The following is a 22,636-nucleotide window of genomic DNA, read 5'->3' on the forward strand; positions in this document are numbered from 1 at the left end:
TGTAATTTCCACTAACCAACTATCTACTTTAAGTATGATTTACTTTTTTCGGAAATCTAAGAGAAATAAAAAAAAATTATGTTTTATATCAAAATTTTTTTAGAATGATTAAAACTAAATATAATGTTTATTAAAGTACATAAAAAAAACAATTCCATTAAGAAATGAAATTGTTTTTACACAGGATCTATTCTTTATAGTAAGTATTACACAATATAAAAACCTAATATAATATATATCTTTAATATATATAAAGAAAAAAGATAAAACTTTTATACAGAGAAAAAATCGTCTTAAAACATTGCTATACTAAGGGTTCATCATTACTCTAGCCGTAAAAAATCATAAAAAGTAAATACTGGGAATGTACTTAATGAGCTGGATGATGATTAAAAACTACATAATATCGTAAAGTAGGTATATAAAAACTACATATAATCATCGTTAATTTGATGCAAGTAACAGAATAAATAATAAATGTAAATTCTGATGACTTACGAACAAACTTTCCACATTTATAAAAAACTACACACAATTTATTAACAAATTGGTCAAAGTTAGGAACAGTATCCACTTTTTAAACAGAATTAACAGATGTTTTTCTGATTTTAAGTAGATTAAGAGATAGAACATGATAAGAACAGTACTTATGGCTATATCTTATACACATCAGATCAAATTTATTAAGATATCAACAGAATAATAATAAATATTTCTGCTTTTTTGTAGGTGAAATGATATAAAAAGATTGAAAATTCAGATTTAATAACTTAAAAATTGTGAATATCTCATTTTGTTTCACATGCACTGTATGTAATTGCATAAAAAATAGAGAGTTGTGATCATTAAATTTGAAAACTGACTCTCTACTTTGCTTGAAGTAATACACTCCACAAGTTATCTCCAACACGAATAGCCCTCCACTTTTGTTTTTTTCAAAAGTAGAGAGCTGTATCATTACATTGCTGGAAGCAGCTGATCAACCGTATGTGGTACTTCACTTGTTGAACGGTAATATGCTTCTAAGGACTGTAGAAACTGAATTAAATTAAAGTCTTCAGGGACCTCAATTACACGAATCTTTTCCTTCGGCAATTTATCAATTTTTTCAATGAACAGTTCACGAATTTCACTAGGGATTTGATTTCCCTTATGCCCACTAGACTTTAAGAGTTCGCGTATTTCAATTTCTAATGCTGTATATGCGTTAATGTTTACGCCTTGCTCATAAGCATACTTTCTAAATAGTGATTCTTCTTGATACTGCAGGTAATTACGATGATAAGTATCTATAGTTACAGGTACAGCATATTTCGCATGAAGCAGGTCATGCGCTTTACGGAATAGCTTTTGAACATTACGTAAAGAGTATATAGCAAAATGAGTACCAAATTTAAAAATGGCCTCTTCTTGTTCATGTTTAGGTACATTGTGTGTAATTAAAGGATAAATTCCAGTTTTAGCAGCTGTGTCTAATACACGATATTGAGAAGATTGCTTTAATAATTTACTTAGTGTATAAACAAGCTTTTTAGGATATCCTTCTTGTCGATCAATCATTTCTCGTAAACCACGAACTACTTGGCGAATTTGACGGTGACAAGAGTGTTTTAAAACATTAATGAATTGGTTCATATCCTTGGCAAATTCAGCAATATTCATTTCAACTAACAAGTTTTCTATAAATTTAACTTTACGCTTATATGTATCTCGTGGTGTAAATGGATCACGGTATTCTGCTCCTTCTTCTTTCGCGCATAAGAAATCAGGATGCACAGATAAATGCAATGTTGTGTATTGCTTTTTATTCTTCTTCCCTTTTTCTAACTTGCAAATTTTAAATAAAGGAGATCCGGTAGCAGATAGTTTTGTTTCTAGTTCCTCAAGTACAGCACGAATCTGATGTGGGTATTTCTTATGTAAGTAACGATACATACCACCAAAGTGTGTTGAGTTTCCTTGTTCGTCAACTTTGAATAAAGAACGTTTCAGGGTAGTTTCGCGTTTCTGCTGCATTGCTACATCCATGAATAGTTTCTTAGCTGCAATGGATAACTCAAAGAATTCTTTGGTAAATACGATCGGGCTAATAAATGTATAGGCATTTGCTTTATTTGTTTCCTTATTCATGAAATCATTTAAGATGATTTTATATTTACCACTGTACTCATTTTCGATTGTAATGATGTTATGGAAGCTTAATTTCTTCAAAGCCACATAAAATTGTGAGTGGTGAATATGTGCAAATGCTTCTTTATAATTTTTATAATCTTCCCAAAGCATATGGATCGATACATGTGAAAGCTCACCATATGTATTACATTTTTTATGAAGAAATAGAAATACTTCTAAATCAGCATTTGTAATTCCGTATAGCTTATGTTTTCTGCCTTCGTTTTTATCAAATTCACTTACTTTATCTACAATCTTTTTCATTTTCAGTGAAAAAGATGGCTTTGCTTTAGCAACAAACCCCTCTTCATCTGCAATTCGTTCTTCATAAGACATTGAATTCACAATGTCTTCTAAATAAGTATCTTTAAAACCGTAATATTTACCTTCTAAAGCTTCTACTAACTTTTGCCATGATTTAATTGTTACAATTACCGGTGTTGTTGTTTCACCATTCAAACTACGTTTGTTCTTTATAACGAAAGGTTTTGCCATCTTTTTCACCTCCTTATATATTAAGTTGCAGTTTTCCCCACAATTAGATATAAATTATCATTTTTGATTATATCAAATCGAATACTGGTGAAATCTGTCCCTTTAAGAGAAAAAACAAAAAAATGAAACGTGCCTCTATCCCTTGTGCGACAAGGGGTTTGACGTTTCATGAAAAAAAGTTTGTTGCCACCATAGGGCTATGAAGTTTTTTGAATATGAAACGTAGTATATAGTGGGAGAAATCCTCTGAAACCATTGATTTTATAGGGTTTTCATCCAATTCCGTTTGAACGTTGTAGCCATCATATAGCTATAACGTTTCATGTTTTTAAAACAAGTTATATTTTATTAAAAACTGCTGTAACCCTTGGTACATATAGGTTGTTTGGGTTTTTAAAGTGAAAGTTGTAGCCATCATATAGCTATAAACGTTTCAGTTCGTTTCATGTTTCCTGCCATCATATAGCTATAACGTTTCATGTTTTTAAAACAAGTTATATTTTATTAAAAACTGCTGTAACTCTTGGTACATATAGGTTGTTTGGATTTTCAAAGTGAAAGTTGTAGCCATCATATAGCTATAATGATTTTAGCATTTTTTCTTTCATATTTTATGAAATGGCTTTATATCAACGTTTATTACTAATTTACATAGAATAAAAAAATTTTTAGTCAAATGATTTTCAGGATATTCTCGTTTCATTTTTTCAACGTTGTAGCCATCATATAGCTATAACGTTTCATAAATTACGAAATTGTAGCCATGATAAAGCTATTCATTATTAAAAGTAAGAAGTAATAGCCATGATAAGGCTACATAGTTTCAAATAAGAAGTAATAGCCATGATAAAGCTATACAGTTTCAAGTAATAGCTTATAGCCACGATAAAGCTATACAATTTCAAATAAGGGCTTATAGCCACGATAAAGCAATATAGTTTCAAATAAGAGTTAATAGCCACGATAAAGCTATACAATTTCAAATAAGGGCTTATAGCCACGATAAAGCAATATAGTTTCAAATAAGAGTTAATAGCCACGATAAAGCTATACAATTTCAAATAAGGGCTTATAGCCGCGATAAGGCTATATAATTTCAAATAAAAAGTAATAGCCGCGATAAGGCTACATAGTTTCAAGTAAGAAATAATAGCCACGATAAAGCTATACAATTTCAAATAAGGGCTTATAGCCATGATAAGGCTACATAGTTTCAAATAAGAAGTAATAGCCATGATAAAGCTATACAGTTTCAAGTAATAGCTTATAGCCACGATAAAGCTATACAATTTCAAATAAGGGCTTATAGCCACGATAAAGCAATATAGTTTCAAATAAGAGTTAATAGCCACGATAAAGCTATACAATTTCAAATAAGGGCTTATAGCCACGATAAAGCAATATAGTTTCAAATAAGAGTTAATAGCCACGATAAAGCTATACAATTTCAAATAAGGGCTTATAGCCGCGATAAGGCTATATAATTTCAAATAAAAAGTAATAGCCGCGATAAGGCTACATAGTTTCAAGTAAGAAATAATAGCCACGATAAAGCTATACAATTTCAAATAAGGGCTTATAGCCATGATAAGGCTACATAGTTTCAAATAAGAAGTAATAGCCATGATAAAGCTATACAGTTTCAAGTAATAGCTTATAGCCACGATAAAGCTATACAATTTCAAATAAGGGCTTATAGCCACGATAAAGCAATATAGTTTCAAATAAGAGTTAATAGCCACGATAAAGCTATACAATTTCAAATAAGGGCTTATAGCCATGATAAGGCTACATAGTTTCAAATAAGAAGTAATAGCTTATAGCCACGATAAAGCTATACAATTTCAAATAAGGGCTTATAGCCACGATAAAGCAATATAGTTTCAAATAAGAGTTAATAGCCACGATAAAGCTATACAATTTCAAATAAGGGCTTATAGCCGCGATAAGGCTATATAATTTCAAATAAAAAGTAATAGCCGCGATAAGGCTACATAGTTTCAAGTAAGAAATAATAGCCACGATAAAGCTATACAATTTCAAATAAGGGCTTATAGCCATGATAAGGCTACATAGTTTCAAATAAGAGTTAATAGCCATGATAAAGCTATGCAGTTTCAAGTAAGAAGCAGCTGGCGTATTTAAGTTGTGACCTAAAGTAACAAGTTTCTAGTCGTTAAGCAAAAAATCAGTGTATTTAACTAATTTACTTTTAAAAATTGAAATTGTATTGTAAAGTAGTGATTTTACAAATAGAAGCAGTTTTATATAATTAAAGACAAGTAAAGAGAATTTAAATGATCCACAATAAAAAGAGTAAAAATCAACAATTGTGCGGATTATTCAGATAACATTTCAACTTAAAGGTTATGTAGCCATCATATAGCTATGAGGTTTCATAGTGTTAGGATTTATATTATATTGGTTATTAACATTGTTAGGAGGTACTTAAATATGGAGAAAGTATTAGTATTGTTCAGTGATGCCCTCCTACTTGCTGCTCCAATCTATGAAGAAAATAAGCAGTTATGGGCCAAATGGCAAAAATATTATAACGAAGTACAAGAGAATCACGATAAATTAGTAACATCAGCTAATATATCCCCTTCATTCTCAACACTTGTTTCTTGGCTGGGGCAGAAACAAGAACAAGGAATATCGTTGTTGAACATTTATGCGAATCTAGATAAATATAAAATTGAGATTCAAAATGTATTAGATAAAATCATTGAACAAGAGTTTGGAGAAAAGTTTGAAGCAGTTGAACCAACTCAAATTTTAAATCCTGAACATGGTCATATAAAAGATTATATAGCAGATATACCTGACGAATATTATCCTGTATCAAATGACGCAATGTACTATCAATTACGTGATGGAATAGCAAAAAATCAGTTTGAAGAAGATGAAGCAGCAGCAAAAACGGTACTGCCATTAGAAACAAAAAATTCAAGCGGAGTTGCACAACTATCTTCACATAAAGATGAGGATTTGAGATTAGTGAATACAAATGAAGCAGAAAGATGGTCTATATTGGTTGATGGAGTAATTAGTAATATGGATGATCTTACAGCAGATTGTTTGGATACCATTACAATACAATGGTTGAATCAAGCTAAATCTCCAGATGAATTCATAGATTTTAGTTATGAGAATGTATTGGAATTATGTAATATGCCAAAAGCATCAGCAAACGGTGTAGAGTATTATCGTGCAGAAGATAAGATAAAGGTAGCACAACGTATTGCAGCGTTAGCAAGCATCTTTATTTATTTGAATGATGATAATGAAGTTGTAGTATTGAACGATCAAGCTGAAACTGGGGAAAAATTTGAAGTAAAACGTGAAGTAATCAAGAGACTATTCGTACTGGACTCTGTAGTGTTATGGAGAGATAAGAATACTAATGAATATATGGGGATAGAATCCTGTAAGATTAAACCAGGTAGTTTCTTATCGGGCTATTTGTATGGATCTAATAGCACAACTGCTTTATTATCGAAAAAAGCATTAGAGTATAATAGCTATAGACACAAGTTTCATAAACGTTTAATACGTTATTTATCCTGGCAGTGGCGAATCCGTCAACAATACAGTACTTTAAAAAGACCATACTCCATTGGTGGGGAAAAAGGTCTACTATCTGTAATGGGTATTACAACTACAAAGGGTCGCCCAACTCGAATTCGTGAACAACTAGAAAGTGTTTTAATTGATTTAGAAAAAGAATGTGTCATTTCACATTGGGCGTATGCAGAGGAATTGGATGAAACAAGGATAGGAGAACGTAATTGGTTTAAGAATTACTACTCCAAATTAGGAATCATTATCTTACCACCAAAAGAATTGATGGATAATATAGATAGTATGGTAAAGAAAAAAGTAATAGGTATGCAAGAGAAGCAGGAGGATCATTATATTGCAGAGACAGTAAAACAAACTCCTGAGGGATCAGAAGATGTGATACGAGAAAAAATTATGTATCAGCATATGCATCAAAATAAAACAATGCGTGAGATAGCAGATGAAATAGGTTTATCCCCTGCTACGCTTTCAAGATTCTGTAATAACAAAATGAAGCGTATTTCAAAAAGTGTTAATGAAAAGCTAAACAAGTGGTATGAAAGACAAATGATTATAGAGTCTATGTAAAGAGAAGCAGATACCTTTAAATGGAGAGGTAACTGCTTCTTTTTAGTTTGTTCATATTCTGCTGTTGATATCTATACGCGCCATTGTGCTCATACCTTACCCATTGATACGTTTCCTGATTAATTCTCAAGAACGTCGTGTAACCTCTCAGCAAACTCTTTATGATGCACTGTGTTATAGCCCGCATGGTGTCCGGGAAACTCTACGAATTCTGTTCCGAGGTGTTCTGCTAAGTTGACTGCGCAATGGTAAGGAAAAAATTCTCTTGAAGTACTTCCGCCGGCTGAACGTACCTGTATCGATGTAGGTTTTAATGGGGTCTTTAATGCATTGATATTTAAAGTATAGCTGAGAATTCCCGGGATTTCATACTCAGTGAAATAAGTCGAATTACCGAGTAGTCGCTCTGTTAGCATATCCTTCGATAGTCCGAAATTGCTATCATCAATATTTGACAATAACTTTATGACCTCACTTTGATGATTTGTCTTAAGGTCTTCCATGAAATTTATAGCCTGCTTCAACTCATTTTCAGGTAAAAGTTGTAATAAAACCGGCTCGTGTGGGATTAGTAACTGTACTTGCTCAGGATGGCGTATGCACAGATCAAGTCCGATGACAGCACCAGAACTACTTCCGAATACATAAGCCGGTTCATTGGTCAGATTAGCTAGCAGCAGGTGAGCGTCTTCGCTATGTGTGTGCACATGATAATCCTCAGTTTTATTGACGAGGTTGCTACGGGAATGACCACGACGATCGTAAGTAACAACGGTATACCATTTAGCAAGATGGTCGGCGATATTATGGAACTTGTCGGCATCACCACCCCCACCATGGATCAAAAGAAGAATTGGACCTGAGCCACGCACCTCATAGTAGATGCTTGCTCCAAGTACTTGCAATGTTCCGTTTTTTACTATCCTCATTTGTACATCCTTCCTTTCTTCTGTCATTTCCCTTAACATTACACAATTGGCGAATGATATAAAATGCAGGAAATGACTAAGAAACAAATTCGCCATAAGAAAAAACAATGAGCATCATTTCATAAGTGTATCCTTTTTATTTATTTAGAGTAGACAATTTTTTGATTGTTTCAATGGAGAGGTGATATTCATCAGCTATTTGATTAATCGTTCTACCGTTTAATAGAAGCATTTCTGTCATCGATCAGCTTTCTTGTCCCAGAACGTATACCCCGTCTCTGATGAGAGGTTTTAGGTTTAGGAATATATATTATTTCTCCTGGAACATACTTTTGAATTTCTAATATCAGCTTTTTAGGTAAAATAGCCGTTGTTTTTAAATAGCCCCTTTCTGCTAACTTCATATCTGTCCGTATTAATCCATAAACGCACTCGATTACTCGGTGGATATCATGTGTACTTTTGTACATAATAAGGTTTGCAAATGTTAAAGTCAGGAGGGTTTGTATGCAACATGATAAAAAAGATATAGAAACGTCTGGTTCTATTATGAAACCAAATTTTGCAGAAACTGATGCACAAAAAGTGAAACAAGAAATTCAAAATGATGTAAGAGAAGGACAAGGCGCAATGACTTCCCGAAAAGCAGGTGCAATGCGGGATTAAGAAACCACTCCTTACTGTTTTTTATTTAGTGAATGTTTTAAACAGTAAGGAGATAACCCATTAACGGCTTTTGTTTCTTAAAAAATCATTTTTACTTTCATATAAAGTTTATTTCACGAAGTATCCCCATTAGAAATAATCTATATTTTGTTTGACTTTTTCAAAAAGAAGTTTAACTTGCCGTGATATAAGGAATTCCAAAATTGTCTATTGTAGTTATCATCATTTATTAATATGTTAGTATCAAACTCCACTAATTTGTTCTTCAAATCATGAAAAGTCCTTATTATATCACAATCTTTGTAGTGCCCCTGCTCTACTAGCTGAACCCAATACTTTTTAAAGGAATTGAAGCAGGAATGCATTTTCTCTATAGAAGAATTAACAAAATATCTTTCTACTCTTTCCGTAATTTCATGTTCTAGCTCATATATTTCTCCTGTGGGCTGGTAGATAGTAATTAGATTACCTGAATCCATATTACTCCCGATAACAAGGTATGGTTTAAACTTCTCTAAACTCGCTAAAAATGCTTTAGTATATTCTTTATCCAATATCGATAAAGAAAAATCATTTTGTTTTGTCCATTCCACTACATCTAAAAGAAAACCATTTGAATAGGTGTAAAATTCTACATTGAGACATTCGAATTCATTTCCTTTAATTTGATGATTAAGTAAAAAGTGCATACTATCCATGGGCAAATTTAATTTGGCAATCTCCACTGTCATTCCTCCAACCCTTATTATGTAATCCATTTTCTGGTTCTTCACAAACTTAATTAAATTTTAGCATAAAGAAATGGTCTCCTTGGGGGAAGTTACATATGAAATAATAAAAAGGTATGAGTTTACGACCCACACCTTTTTACCAGTAGAAATATTCGTTATATGCTTAATGTATCAATCATGATTAATGTCACCTTCGATATATTGACTGAGTTTATCCTTAATTGCCGCACTTTCTGGAGTTACTTCTGCTACTTTACGATTGTGAAGACGAGAGCCACCTTCCATTTCATCTAAAGGTAATGTATTTTCATCATCTTGAGGAACAGTAGCAGCCATTTGTTGTAACCACTGCATTGTTAAGTTAGATGTTGTATTTTTACCATTGATTTCTGCAGTTCGTTGAATTTCCTGTTCCTGCTGATTATGGGTAACAGTTGATGTGTAAGCAGGTTCTCTATATTGTGGTGTATGCTTCGCCCTTCGCACTTCTATTGGAGTTTCAGTAATAACTGGTGCTTTGGTGTTAAGTTCAATAGGTTCTCTATGTTTACTTGTATCTGGTACATTTTCTTTTTGAACATCCATTACTTTATTAATTTTTGCGGATTCTGTTGTATTAGAAGTAGCAATTGATGTTGTAGTGTCCTCCTTTTCTAGATTAGGAGCAGAATTTCTTGAGTAATCTTGAACAGACTGATTATTTGTTAGCTCACCTTCATTGTCAGTAACATCTTCATTATTATAAAAATCGTAAGTATCAGGATTTAACGTTTGTAACCAACCTTCTATTGCAGTAGGCGCTGTTTTAGGTGTACTCAATTCCTCAATTACAGTTTCTTCACTATCAACATCTGTATCTGTGACATAATCCTCATATTTAATTTCCGCATTTAATGACTCTTCACGAATTTTTAGCCAATAAGCAGCTGCTTCTGCATCAACTTGAATTTTAGCTGTTTTAAACTCAGTGGCAGGAACAAAGTTTGCATTTACTTGTATTCCTCCTTGAGGAGCATTATCTTTTACAATTTTAGCCGCACACTGGAATGCTTTTTGAATTAAGATATCATTTTCAGAAAGAATGGGTACTTCTGTTTTCGAATAAGAGTAGGATGTTCTACGTGTACTTTGTGTTTTCGTTTCTGCTGTTACCATATCAATTTCTTGATCACCTTCACGTGCCTCATAAACTGTTTTCGTACCCATTAGCTTACTAAACAATTTAGCGTCTTCATTAGTAACATCACCATAAACAAGTTTGTTACGAAATGTTCCTAACAGGATATCCATGAATCTTGGGCCATGTTCAATTGCCAATTGACTAATTGTTTGTGCAATAACAATTAAAGGTGCTTTATATTTACGTGATTGAGCAGGAAAACTTTTAAATGCTTTATAAATGTAATCCGCAAACTCATCGACTAAAACAGGATGGTAAGGAGATATGTTAGGCTTACGACGGAAAACAGCATTCTGTACGGCATATAAACACAATTTACCGAATACATCAGATAGATCAGAAAGTTCCCCTTTCGCTGTATTGACTAACAGAATACCTCCAAATTCCAAATGCTTCTCAAAATCAAAATTCGATGGACCACATAAAACACGACGGAGCAGAGGCTGAGCAGAAATATCATTTAATGTGTTTCGTAAACCACGAACGAAGGTTTCTTGTTTATCAATAATCTTAGGTTGCCCATAGTATTTCCCTTCAGTATGATAAACAACTTCCCCTCCCCCACGGCCACCAGAAATTTCGGGAACATAATTTAAATCAAACCATTCATCTACTTGTTTCATTATGCGCCAATGGTTTCGTTCATCTCTATCTGGAATAGATTCAATATCATTTGGAAGTCGTTCTTTTAATTTGAGATGCATCTCAAAAACGAGATTAGCATTATTATACATATCAATTAAATGTTCAAATCTAGCTTCAAATTTTGAATCATGGAGTTTTAACAAGTAAATATGTTGTTTAAGATGGGAACGCTCAGATTGAACGAAGAAAGGATTTCCTGCTCCATTATCAGAGAGCCCTGTTAATACTGAACATAACATCTCAGCGACTTTATCAACTGGACCACGTACAAAATTTATTGAAGGGGTATCAGGATTTGTTGGGTCTAAATAGAAAATAACACTTTCGGGAATCTTGTGTGCCAATACCAAGTTATATACCTTTTCACAGAAGTCATTAGATGGCTCGATAACTGTAAGACCATTTACCTGCGTTCCTTTTACATCCTCTGAATGATAATCTTTTCTTGCATATAAGGTTTTAAAGTTATTAATCATTGAAGCCATATAGTCAAGAATTTGATTAGCAATTGGTAAACCAAGTGCAGCTGATTTACCTGTACCAATGTTACCGATGATCATTATATTAAGCGTTAGAGACTTACCCTGTATAACTGCCATTTCCCGTGTTGCACTATTAGGACCAAGAAAGATATCAGGGTCTGGCAATTTTGATGGGTTTTTTTCAGTGAAAAACTTGTGTAATGAAGTAGCAAGTTTTCGTTGACGATCATCATTCAAAAAGGAAAGCATCCAACCAGGTATTTTAAATACGTATTCCCATTTTCCGAATTCATCTAAAAGCTCTTTTTTATGTTCATAAAAAATCTTAAAGAGCCATAAGAGTACGAGAATAATAATAATTACAGGTATAGCAAATACAAGGTGCAGGATATTACTAAAATTTGAAAGTATAGTATCCTCTAATCCTTTGTCATTTAGTGAAACTTCTCCAGCTTTCGAATGTAAGAATGGAATAAATATCTTAGCTAATGGAACACTAAACGCCCATAAGTACTGGGCAACTATACCAATTAACATCATCGAAAAAATAAACCATCTACGCTTTATCTCCTGATAGGTCTTAACTTTGGTTGATAGTTGCCAAGTATAAATTAAAATCCAAAAGCTAAAAAAGGTTTCAATGTAATAATTAGTTTCAAACGGATTACCGAAGATACTTAAAGTAGGTAATGGAGCCCCCATTTGTATTGACCAGAAAGAAGCATATTTATAAATTCCTCTAAACGCAAAATACCAAGCTAGCAGAAGTAGTAATGTCACAACATAGTAAGATGAGCGGGCTGCTAAACGATATTTCCAGCATTTTGTAAGATCGATTGTAACTGTATAGGAATTTTTTTTGTTCTTTCCGGCTTTTGGATCCTCCCCATTACCTGGTGCATTATTGAGTTCAGCATTCTTTTGAACTGCATTCTCCAAATTCTTGTTTCACCCTCTCTTTTAACGAATAAAAAGCAGCGGTGAAATTAAGCAATTCAGCAGAAGTAGCCAATAATATATTCTCTGGTGCTATGGAATTGTGATACAGATCAGTAAAAATGGCTTGCTGCCCATGCTCTAATTCATCCGCTTCATATATCCCCAAAATTTTAATTGGGTTTAGTGTTCGGTGTTGATTTTGCATGGCCAACAATCCTGATAATTGTTGTAATTTTAAGTGTGTGTTAACCTCCCCTACCTTAAGTATTGTTAATATACACAATATTTCTAAGTAATCTAAAGATTTTTTTTCTTCATCAGGTGCTTTTTTTCGTAATACCAAAATGTGTTCTGTTAGCTCAAGTAGTTTAGAATGCTGAATCCCTTTCGCTTGCATTTCGTTTTTATTAGATATCCACTCTACCGAGTAAGGGAAAGAAGAATTTATGTTCAAACGTTCTGTGATTTTTTTGAGCAGATGACTTTTGCTTAAACTATTAATTTCGCGAATTTCTTGAAGAATATTGTTTATTACAAGTTCCGATCCACCCATGTTGCATACGTAAACATCTAGGTTATTCACTACACTTAAACGTGGTATATTGCTGAAAGCTTTTTTTAAATTTGTTACACGTGTAGTTCTTTTTTTGTAGGTAGAAATTGTGTGATAGGAATCATCGATTACTGAAAATAACACGTAAAACTGTTTAGACGGATTAGAAGCAGCGATATCAAGATATTTTTTCAGTTTGTTTTCTAGAAATGGAATGTTTTCTGTTCCTGTATCAACTTCAATATTGATAATAGAATCGTTACATGTAAGAACCCAATCAGGAATGATTAATGGGTTTCCCTTTGAGTCTGGATAAAACTCTTTAGATGGACGAAATGAATAAACGAGTTGAGGTAAATCTTGTTGGAAGGAAACGGGTTGAAGTTCTGGCTGAAACATTTCGCGATACTCTTCATCTTCGTATAAGAAGTAAACATCATTTGAATCAGAATACATTAGGTTGGGTAAATGTAAGTCTTGCTTCACAATTGAGTTTAGTGGAAAAAGATAATCGCCGTTACCACCTACAATTGCACCGGTATGTTCATTTTGGGATTCTGCTTCAAGTAGATTTAGCACAAATTGTGTAATAGCTATATTGTGTTCATATTGCCTTTTGGTAACAAACGAGGTATTGCGATCAGTAATTAATTTTAAACGATATAATATTTCTGCTCCCTTTGAAGCGATAGAAACGAAATCCAGTGTGAAGCCACGCTTTTTTCTCACACTTATATTTTCTTTTTTTATTACTTTCATTTTAGCCCACTTAGTTAATTTGGATGAAAATGTAGTTCGACTTATAGGCTCCCCACGTATCAATTCATAAAATTTTCGTAATTGAATTTGAGATACTGTTCGTTGTTCATATAAAAATAAAACTGTAAAAATATCAGAACGATTAAAATAAACTCCACGATCATTCTCTCCGACGATATATTTAACGGCATGATCAAATGATTTTTTCAATTTTAAACACTCCCTTGATATGGAAATAATATACGGAAATCTGCATAAAATCGGGTGTAATTGTCATGTAATGAAAGTAATTAATGTTGGATAAATTAAGCAGTTCAGTACATAAAAGTGATTAGTGTATATTTTAGCTGAAGATTGCAAAAAAACAAACCATTATCCCCTATGAACTCTTGGTTTAAAGATACATATTATTTCGTCAGGTGTGAGTAATAAAATACAATGTTATCAAGTGAAAATTTGCTATCAGAGTTCGTCATATGTATTCCGTCATATATGTGTAGAGTATCAAAAATAGATAAAATGTACAGTGAATATACTTTTGTATAGATGAAATTAAATATTAAACGGAATTGCATTTAATTCTGTAGAGGTATTTATTTATCAGAAGGAAAAATTACATCATAAAAGAAATAAGTAAATAAACATAATAAAGTAAATGAAAATTGTGTATATTTCATATTTTGCATGTTACAATCTGATTTAAGGGGTGAAAAAATGCGGAATTGGAACACAGAATATGGGTTAATAACAAAGATAATACAAAGTGAATTTGAAGCAGACTTTCTTTATAACAAGGTAACCAACACATTAAATAATGAATATGAGATAATTCCATTACGGTTTGCAGCTCTAGATCCTTATAAAATTTACAATACTTCACAAGTTAGTAGAATATTAAGGATAAAATCTAACAAATTAAGATATTTAATTAACAGATACGGTGAATACATCCAATTAAGAAAAAAAAGAACTAAATATATTATTTCATTTAAAGCTGTATATAGGATATATTTAGTGCATCTATGCTTAACAAAGAAATTAATTAGTTCATCTGAGTTTAATCGCTTCATGACCTTACATGTTAGTTATAGTGATTATATTGATATGAAATTGACAAGTTATACTGACAAGTTTGTAGAACTTAATTTCAAAGAGAATCAAATGAATAAAAATGAATCACAATTTTATGTGCTATTCCTACAAATCTCAGAAATAACTTCCGAATTAATAAAAGAAATAACTACATATAACATGACATTGACATCCCCTTTCCTTTCTGTAGACAACCAACAGAAAAATGAGTTATTAAAAAAGAAGCGGGATCATAAAGATCTGTTTAATAAACTAAGGGTTTTATATAAAACTATATAGTTAAAAGAGTAATACTCAAGAAGTATTACTCTTTTTTTAGGGTTATATACACGTTTTATTTATAAGTCTTTCATATAAGTCTTTCATATAAGTCTTTCATATAAGTCTTTCAAATAGGATGTGTGAAATTTCTTGGTAATATTTTATTGACATGAAATTAATATGAAAGTATATAAAGCCTTTAATGATAAGTGTTTTTATACACACCTTATATGTAGTTCGTATATATAAGACGTGTAAATCTAATGGCCATGATAATAGAATGTTATTTTAGAAGTATTATATGTCGGAATTATAATTCTAGATACAAATATACATAAATACTGCACCCATATTTATAATTTAATAGTTATTGTTAGTTATATGAAACCTGATATTAACATGTTTTGTTCACTGCTTATATAAACGACTTTCATGTACGTCTTATATAATTGTTGTTGGTATATAAGACATTAGTTCAATTTTACATTTTGTGAATCTATATAAGCCTTATATATAACAACTCGATATAAGTCTTATATATAATGACTTGATATACGTCTTGCAATGATGTAATATATTTTTAGGAATAATTAACCAACGTTTTAAGGGGGGAACAACTTGAACGAGGTATTAAGTGAAAAATATAAACAAAACAAATTTACTGAAGAAGTTGTGGAAATGTTTGCAGACATTATTGAAGAAGACGAAATACTCTACAATGTATTTCATTACATAGGATCTCAAGTAAACAAACAATACCAAGAAACAAAATATATGAGAGGTATTTCAATAAATGAGATAGTAGAAAGTGTTGTTATTGATAGGAGAGTAAAGAAACCTAAGGGTAAATCCTATTCATTAGAACTTGAAAGAACTAACATTTCAAGAAGATCAGCGGAAGGTAGTGTTGCTACTTTAGCTTCAATGTCATTAATAACAGAAAAAATTATGCATCCGTATAAGTTTTTAATTTCAACTATTAGGGGGCAGCAAGTATTAGTTGAATTAAGCAAACGTAAAAAAAGTAATGAGAATAAGGGAGAGATAAAATAATGGCAAAAAACTTTCTGAAAAACGAAGTAGCAGTGAAAATGACTATGGTTGGTTTTGGTCAAGCTGGAACTAGAATGGTAGATAAGTTTGCTGAGTATAAGCATACAGACGGTACAGCAGTTTATAATTGCCTAGCATTGAATAGTAATGATGGGGATTTAGCAGAACTGAAAAACGTGCCAAAAAGCAACCAAGTTTCACTAAAATTAGGTGGTTTGGGTAAGAATCCTGAGCGTGCTGTAAAGGTGTTAGAATCTAATGAAGAAGCTAAGGATAAACTAAAAGAATTTATAACGGAACGTGTCAGACCAACTGATGAGTTAGTGCTATTTTTTGCAGGTTTAGGTGGTGGTACAGGTACATCTACAATTATTCAAGCAATTGAAGAATTCACTGCTTTTCATAATAAACCTGTAATTGCTGAAGAACTGAAAAGTATGGCAATGAAAATTCCTAGAGAAGAATTAATCAAAAATCAACAAAAGTATGCAAGAATTGCTTTCAATAATGCAATTGAACGTAAAGATTTTATTAAAATGGGTATTGTGGTTACACTTCCAGTTAGAGCAGATGGGCCGGATGTACTAAGACAGGTGAATAAATTTTCACAAGAAATTTGGAAGTTAGCTAATGATCCAGCGAAAGGCGTTGCATTTGTTGTATTTGCAGATAACCAACATTTCTATGATGAGTTTAAGGGATTAAACGAGAATGAGAAAAAAGGCATCGGAAACTCACGAGACTATGCAAATCAGCGTATTGGAGATATTATTCATGAGTTAAATACAGCTGCAAACGGTTCAGGAACATCAGTAATTCTAGATTCTCAGGACTTTAAACGAATTTTACTAGAAAGAACAGGTTGTTTAGTAATTAATAAGGTTTCACGTAATATGAATCAAATTGAAAACAGTAAAGAAATTGTAGATATGTTCTCAGAATCATTGAAAGGAAGCTCATTCCATCACCCTATTGACCTGATGAAGACAAATGAAAATGGAGATTTAGAGGCATCAAAGGTACATCATTTTGGGATGTTAGCAATTTTAGATGAACAGAAGAACCTTGATGATTCATTTATGGATGATGCAAAAGTAGAAGTAACAAATAAACTACCAATCAATGGAACTGTTTTTAATGGTTATTTAGTTAGTAAAAATGACTTTATGGGTAGCGTGTATACTTTCTATAAGACAGATGCACTACCATCTCGATTATCTAAAGGATTAGTAGAAGAATATAATGAATTTAAGGAAAAACAAAGTCAAATTCAATATACAAAGTCTCAAATTACTACTATTGAAGCGCAAGACTCGGACGATGATTTCAATATTAACTTTGGTGATTACTTTGAATTAGAACCAGAGAAAGATGAAGAACCGCAAAAGCTAAATGATGAAGAATTAGCGGCATTTATGGATCCTGATAAGATGTTCGGAACAAAATAAAAAATAAGCCTGGAATTTTCCAGGCTTATTTTTCTGTTTTCATTACATTTTGCATGTATTCAATCATGTTCTCATCAATATAGCTTTCTATGAAAAGTTGTTTTCTCGCAAGATCTTCCTCTTTTTTAAACCAACCCACTTTTTTAATACGAGTTTCTTCTGGCTGTGTATTCCATTCTTTTTCAGCTTGTTTTCTTAACTCTGTACGCGCTCTATGTTGAATAATTATATTATCTAGTCTTTCTTGTCTTTGGCGCTCTTTTAACCTCTCAGGGTCTTCTGGTTCAGGTAGCACCGCACGTATAGCATCTTCGAACTTTCCTTGATACTCTAATTCAATGTTTTGTAAATGCATTTGAATTTTTTGTTCTACTATTTTTTCAATAGTCGCTGCAGCTTCCTGCATGTTTAATTGGGATGAGACTTCACTGGTTTGATTTTCTGGAGAAACAGGTCTTAGTTCAAATTGATGTGGTAAAAGCTCAATAATTGCATCTAGCGACCACTTTTCATCCCTTTTTAGTTTGATAAATAAAGCTATGTCTAAATCCAGTGTGTTATATAACTTTTCGTTTGTATTATTGGTTCTTAATGTTCCGTGTAACCCCTTTTCTTCTAGGATATTGAACCAATTGTATACAGTGTTATGATGTCGACCTACTAATTTAGAAAACTCTGTTATTCGCCAAGCTTTTTCAAAAGTATCTTCATGACTAGAGTTTGTATTATTGGACTCCATATGTTCAGTTGTATTTTTGTTATCTTGTTCAATCATCGTTATACCTCCTTGAAATATAATGGCCATAGCAAAATGTAATTAACATATAAAATGAGATTAACATGTTAAGTATCTTTCGGCGATATAAACCTCAATACCTTTGTTGATTGACATTCACATGGAATGTGTCATTGATATATAAAGCATCACTTGTTAACATGAAGTTGATAAATCAGCTTTTGAATTAACTATTGTTAATGTCCTGTTGATAATCCGTTAGTTATTAATGATTATTGTTGCTATGAAATTAACAAATTAGTCTACAATATATTAATGATAAGAAAATATTAGTGATTTGTAAATAAATTATAAGGATATAGCATTAAACTTAAAGACTTAAAAGCTAAAAAGTATGTATAAATGTAGAACAAAAAGCCCATACTAATAATAAAGAAAGGGCTATATTTATTATAATTTATGATAATCGGTAGTAGAAAGCTAAGAAATGAATAGTTTATTGGCTTCAGTAGGTCTTTAGAATGCACATGAAGGTTATTGAGTTACTTTAATATAAACTCATTTTTTATAGGAGGCACCGCCCTTTACAAGGGATCTCTATATAATCAAAATTGATTCATACAATTGCTACTTTTAGATCGGAAGTAATAAAAAGCGATTTATTATTTTTGGCTACTATCAAAATGCCTTCAAGAATGATATCCTCCCGACTTATCCAGGGGATTTTGCTATAAAAAAGGTCTCTTAATAGATATAGAATCTAAAACTCTATTTGTATGTATATTCTCAACGTTAGAATCAACAATTGTTAATGTTATGTCAATACGCGTTAATGATAAATTGTTATGACACTAGTATTAACGGACAACAAACTCTATTAACATGTCAATCTCAGGTTATATATCAATGATAAATAAAGAGAAAACTGTTATTTTTTTGACGCTAATAAGAAACTATTGATTGTATGAAGTTCTTGCTATAACTATAGTACTTTTAGAGTGTTTTTTGATATTTCGATAGAAATCTGTTGTGGCAGATAAATTTTTAACTAATGCAGATTTTGAAATCCTCAGATCTGCTTCTATGCGCGCTTCAACTTTTTAATTGTTAATGTCATATTAACGTTAAACGAAAATTGTTGATATAACATTAACAATTTAGATAGCATTTCTCTCTACGCTTAACTGTATAGACTATATGTCAATGATAAACAAAGGATGAAAAACATTGAATTGCTGTCGTCATTTATTATTGCGATTAGATTTTAACTGTTTTTTGATAGTGTGAAAACATTTTCTAGGATAGATCATCACTAGATTCACTTCGAACAAACCACCACAGAAGAAAATTTTCACCAATATAGATTTTGAAATCTGGAAGACCATAAAAACTTCTTCTTTTTGGACGCCTTATTGTTAATGTTATATCGATATCAATTAGAATAATATTGATAACAAAAGAAAATAGGTACTTAACATGTCAATCTCAGGTTACATGTTAATGATAAATAAAGGGAAAACTATTGATTTTTTGGGTGTTACTAATAAGAAACTATCAATTATATGGAATTTTTGTTAGTTCCTTATCACGATTATAGTACTTTTAGAGTGTTTTTTGATATTTCGATAGAAATCTGTTGTGGTAGATAAATTTTTAACCAATATAGATCTTGGGTCTTCGAGATCTGTATTTTTGCGTATTTCAACTACTTAATTGTTAATGTTATATTAATGTTAAATACAAATTGTTGATATAAGATTAACAATACAGATAGTATTCCTTTCTATGTGTTGTTTTTTAACTATATGTCAATGATAAATAAAGGATGAAAATCATTGAATTGCTGTCATCATTTATTACTCAATTGAATTTTTAGCTATGTTTTGATAGTGTCGAAACATTTTCTAGGATGAATTGACACTAGATTCACTTAGAGAAAACTACCACAGAAGACAAAATCCAGCCGATATAGACTTTGAAATCTTGAAATAAATAAACATTTCTTCTTTTTAACACCATATTGTTAATGTCATGTCAACCTTAATTGGAATGATGTTGATAACAAAAGAAAATAATCACTTAACATGTTAATCTTAGTTAACATGTTAATAACAAACATGGGATAAAAATCAGTTATCTTTTCAGCGATATCAACATGAGATTGATAGTTTTATGTTGTTTCTTTTTATATCTTACTAGCATTGAAATATTTTCAATGCTAGTTTATTAATTAACATACTTCCGTAAAATCTGTTTCAATGGACTAATGTTCAACTAATATAGATCTTGAAGTTTAGATAGGTATAAACATTTTTGATAAGTATCTGCTTGTTAATGTTAATCGGTGAATACTAGTGATAAAGTTGGCACGCTTCATTTAACATGTTAATCTCACTTGATATGTCAATGTCAAATGTGGAGAAGATGTATTGATTTTCTGTGGATATTGACATGAGATTGATAATTATATGATTGTTTACAAAAAATACATTATGGTAAACAGTAATGCGTTTAATAGCGCAATTAATTGGTTAGTAGGGAATATACTGTATCAAAAAAATTCAGCAGAGAAACATTAATGAACCGTTAATAACGGGGATCCTTATAGCTTGGTAAATATAGATTGCTAAAATAGCATCTGATTCTGAAGAAGTTCTCGCTTCAAAGAGCCCAAAAGGGGTTAAGGAGTGAGATGCTCATGTATAATTATGGTGTGGAGTTTAATAAAATCTGGAGATTATTTGATTAAATTGAGAATTTTTAGTATATTCTTATTATAGCTTGTAAATTTTTTTATTTTCTAGTGATTACATAAAGCCCTTCGGGTTACGGATTAAATTACACGTTTGTGTGGTATTTAACCTCCGTATCCCAAAGGGCTTTTTTATTTGATTAAGGAAAAAGGAGATATGTGATGTCAATTGAAAGGTTAGCAGCAAGTAGAGTATTAAGACCAGTGAGAAGCATGAATAAGGGGCGTAATGAGAGATGGTTTGAATATTATAGAACAACATGCCCTATATGTGGTAAGCAAGGATGGTGCATGGTTAATGATTCTGAAACCAAAATAATATGCGGACGAATTTCATCAGAAACAAAATTCGGGGAAGCAGGCTATTTACATATAGTAGCTGAAGATCAAAAAAGGGGATATGACTTTTCTCAAGATCAGATGATTAAGGAACATAGGAAGAAAAATGATTACACCCTTGATATTATTTACACTTTATTCCTAGAATTTCTAGACGTGCGAGATGAGCATATTAAAATGTTAAGGGGATCAAAACGCAGGATTACAAGAGAAGTTATAAATGTTAGAAATTACAAAAGTTTTCCTCTTAAACCTTGGGATACTACGAAAGAGCTAATAAAAAAAGTAGGGGGGAAAACAAGCTATATTGTTGGAATTCCAGGATTTTATGCAAATGAAACAAAGGATGGAAGATATTTCACGTTTGCAGGAAGGAGAGATTCTTTATTAATACCTCAGAGAAATATATATAATCAGATATGCGGTTTTCAATGTAGAATTGATAATCCTGAATATATGACAGTTGTAAAAAATCATAAACCAAGCTTTAAGGCAGAAGTTATTGAGCAACCCAATGCTATAGAGGTGACCTATAAAATCAATGGGAAGATAGAGCCTATATTTAAAGGTAAAATCGATGTTAAAGAATGGTATGAAATTAATTATGAAGGTGAAAAATTAGGTGAAGTACAATTAAAGTTAGAAAGTAAATATATTTGGATAAGCTCAGGTGGGAGATTTCATGGAGCAGGGGTTGGGAACCCATTGCCAATACATGTAGCAGTACCTAGTCGGGAGCTGAAAAATTGGGAACGTGGAGAATTAATAAAAAAGGATAATGTATGGATTTCAGAAGGCGGTCTAAAGTGTGCGAAACGTTCCACTATAACTGCGTAATGCAGGAAATGTGGGGATATATTCGGTGAATATATCTAACTATTTACTCGAATTATTAGGTGAAATTCCTAATCACGATGAATGAACAAATTTCGTGTCTATAATACTCCAACATGCGGTATAAGCTGTAAATTATACGGTATGAAGCTCGGGGAAGTCGTAATTCAAGTAACCTAAAACCTTGTGTCACGGTGAAAGTAATGCGGTAGTCCTTAAAAACGACCTATGATGAGGAAACGAACCCATGTATGAACTGTCGTGACTGCCTAGTCCTGAAAAGGACGGAATGTAAATGGTATCTGCTCTATTTTATAGCGGAATACTCAAACTACTTGAAATGGTAGTTTGCTATGGAAACAATTGTTCATTAAATCCAATAGATTTACCGGCAGAGAGTGGGCATCTAAGGGTACGT

11 protein-coding genes and 2 pseudogenes are annotated in these 22,636 nt (G+C 32.0%); 6 read left to right on the forward strand and 7 right to left on the reverse strand.

What is annotated here, in order from left to right; translation table 11 throughout:
- Positions 1 to 957 precede the first annotated feature (957 nt).
- Positions 958 to 2,667, reverse strand: a complete 1,710-nt coding sequence (locus tag ACU8YW_RS29010) for a hypothetical protein (protein ID WP_426934721.1) — start codon at positions 2,665 to 2,667, stop codon at positions 958 to 960.
- 2,454 nt (positions 2,668 to 5,121) lie between these two features.
- On the opposite strand from ACU8YW_RS29010, the gene ACU8YW_RS29015 reads away from it, so the two are divergent.
- Positions 5,122 to 6,819 (forward strand): helix-turn-helix domain-containing protein, encoded by a 1,698-nt coding sequence (locus tag ACU8YW_RS29015; RefSeq protein WP_098133170.1) that lies wholly within the window; start codon positions 5,122 to 5,124, stop codon positions 6,817 to 6,819.
- A 119-nt stretch (positions 6,820 to 6,938) separates the two neighbouring features.
- Here ACU8YW_RS29015 and ACU8YW_RS29020 read toward each other — a convergent pair whose 3' ends face one another.
- Positions 6,939 to 7,748 carry an alpha/beta fold hydrolase gene (locus ACU8YW_RS29020; protein WP_426934652.1) on the reverse strand — a complete coding sequence of 270 codons (810 nt, stop codon included), beginning with the start codon at positions 7,746 to 7,748 and terminating at the stop codon, positions 6,939 to 6,941.
- Positions 7,749 to 7,884: 136 nt separating this feature from the next.
- Positions 7,885 to 8,152: pseudogene (locus tag ACU8YW_RS29025) on the reverse strand (CD3324 family protein).
- 103 nt (positions 8,153 to 8,255) lie between these two features.
- Here ACU8YW_RS29025 and ACU8YW_RS29030 point away from each other — a divergent pair.
- Positions 8,256 to 8,414 (forward strand): hypothetical protein, encoded by a 159-nt coding sequence (locus ACU8YW_RS29030; protein ID WP_426934653.1) that lies wholly within the window; start codon positions 8,256 to 8,258, stop codon positions 8,412 to 8,414.
- Between the two features lie 140 nt (positions 8,415 to 8,554).
- Here ACU8YW_RS29030 and ACU8YW_RS29035 read toward each other — a convergent pair whose 3' ends face one another.
- The 3 genes from ACU8YW_RS29035 to ACU8YW_RS29045 all read right to left on the reverse strand — a co-directional run bounded on the left by ACU8YW_RS29035 (position 8,555) and on the right by ACU8YW_RS29045 (position 13,913).
- Positions 8,555 to 9,145, reverse strand: coding sequence for a hypothetical protein (locus ACU8YW_RS29035; protein ID WP_446894135.1), 591 nt, complete (start codon positions 9,143 to 9,145; stop codon positions 8,555 to 8,557).
- A gap of 171 nt (positions 9,146 to 9,316) precedes the next feature.
- Positions 9,317 to 12,391 carry a type IV secretory system conjugative DNA transfer family protein gene (locus ACU8YW_RS29040; protein ID WP_426934654.1) on the reverse strand — a complete coding sequence of 1,025 codons (3,075 nt, stop codon included), beginning with the start codon at positions 12,389 to 12,391 and terminating at the stop codon, positions 9,317 to 9,319.
- Positions 12,363 to 13,913 (reverse strand): replication-relaxation family protein, encoded by a 1,551-nt coding sequence (locus tag ACU8YW_RS29045; protein WP_426934655.1) that lies wholly within the window; start codon positions 13,911 to 13,913, stop codon positions 12,363 to 12,365. Before ACU8YW_RS29045 ends, ACU8YW_RS29040 begins: the two co-directional genes overlap by 29 nt.
- A gap of 474 nt (positions 13,914 to 14,387) precedes the next feature.
- On the opposite strand from ACU8YW_RS29045, the gene ACU8YW_RS29050 reads away from it, so the two are divergent.
- The 3 genes from ACU8YW_RS29050 to ACU8YW_RS29060 all read left to right on the forward strand — a co-directional run bounded on the left by ACU8YW_RS29050 (position 14,388) and on the right by ACU8YW_RS29060 (position 17,557).
- Positions 14,388 to 15,074, forward strand: a complete 687-nt coding sequence (locus ACU8YW_RS29050) for a hypothetical protein (protein WP_098858627.1) — start codon at positions 14,388 to 14,390, stop codon at positions 15,072 to 15,074.
- 600 nt (positions 15,075 to 15,674) lie between these two features.
- Positions 15,675 to 16,109: a hypothetical protein gene (locus tag ACU8YW_RS29055; protein ID WP_064472955.1), complete on the forward strand. Its 435-nt coding sequence runs from the start codon at positions 15,675 to 15,677 to the stop codon at positions 16,107 to 16,109.
- Positions 16,109 to 17,557 carry an FtsZ/tubulin family protein gene (locus ACU8YW_RS29060; RefSeq protein ID WP_064472956.1) on the forward strand — a complete coding sequence of 483 codons (1,449 nt, stop codon included), beginning with the start codon at positions 16,109 to 16,111 and terminating at the stop codon, positions 17,555 to 17,557. Before ACU8YW_RS29055 ends, ACU8YW_RS29060 begins: the two co-directional genes overlap by 1 nt.
- Before the next feature lie 25 nt (positions 17,558 to 17,582).
- Here the strand turns inward: ACU8YW_RS29060 and ACU8YW_RS29065 are convergent, their stop codons facing one another.
- The gene (locus tag ACU8YW_RS29065; protein ID WP_064472957.1) at positions 17,583 to 18,332 is read right to left on the reverse strand and encodes a MerR family transcriptional regulator; all 750 of its coding nucleotides are present in this window, start codon (positions 18,330 to 18,332) and stop codon (positions 17,583 to 17,585) included.
- 2,875 nt (positions 18,333 to 21,207) lie between these two features.
- Here ACU8YW_RS29065 and ACU8YW_RS29070 point away from each other — a divergent pair.
- Positions 21,208 to 22,191 (forward strand): annotated as a pseudogene (locus tag ACU8YW_RS29070) (DNA primase); the annotation flags it as partial.
- Between the last annotated feature and the right edge of the window lie 445 nt (positions 22,192 to 22,636).

This window comes from Bacillus pretiosus, assembly GCF_052947655.1.

Bases quoted from the DNA above. Each gene is read 5' to 3' on its own strand.
- ACU8YW_RS29010 (WP_426934721.1), bottom strand. From the start codon at position 2,667: ATGGCAAAACCTTTCGTTATAAAGAACAAACGTAGTTTGAATGGTGAA.
- ACU8YW_RS29060 (WP_064472956.1), top strand. From the start codon at position 16,109: ATGGCAAAAAACTTTCTGAAAAACGAAGTAGCAGTGAAAATGACTATG.
- ACU8YW_RS29050 (WP_098858627.1), top strand. From the start codon at position 14,388: ATGTTACAATCTGATTTAAGGGGTGAAAAAATGCGGAATTGGAACACA.
- ACU8YW_RS29065 (WP_064472957.1), bottom strand. From the start codon at position 18,332: ATGATTGAACAAGATAACAAAAATACAACTGAACATATGGAGTCCAAT.
- ACU8YW_RS29015 (WP_098133170.1), top strand. From the start codon at position 5,122: ATGGAGAAAGTATTAGTATTGTTCAGTGATGCCCTCCTACTTGCTGCT.
- ACU8YW_RS29035 (WP_446894135.1), bottom strand. From the start codon at position 9,145: ATGACAGTGGAGATTGCCAAATTAAATTTGCCCATGGATAGTATGCAC.
- ACU8YW_RS29030 (WP_426934653.1), top strand. From the start codon at position 8,256: ATGCAACATGATAAAAAAGATATAGAAACGTCTGGTTCTATTATGAAA.
- ACU8YW_RS29020 (WP_426934652.1), bottom strand. From the start codon at position 7,748: ATGAGGATAGTAAAAAACGGAACATTGCAAGTACTTGGAGCAAGCATC.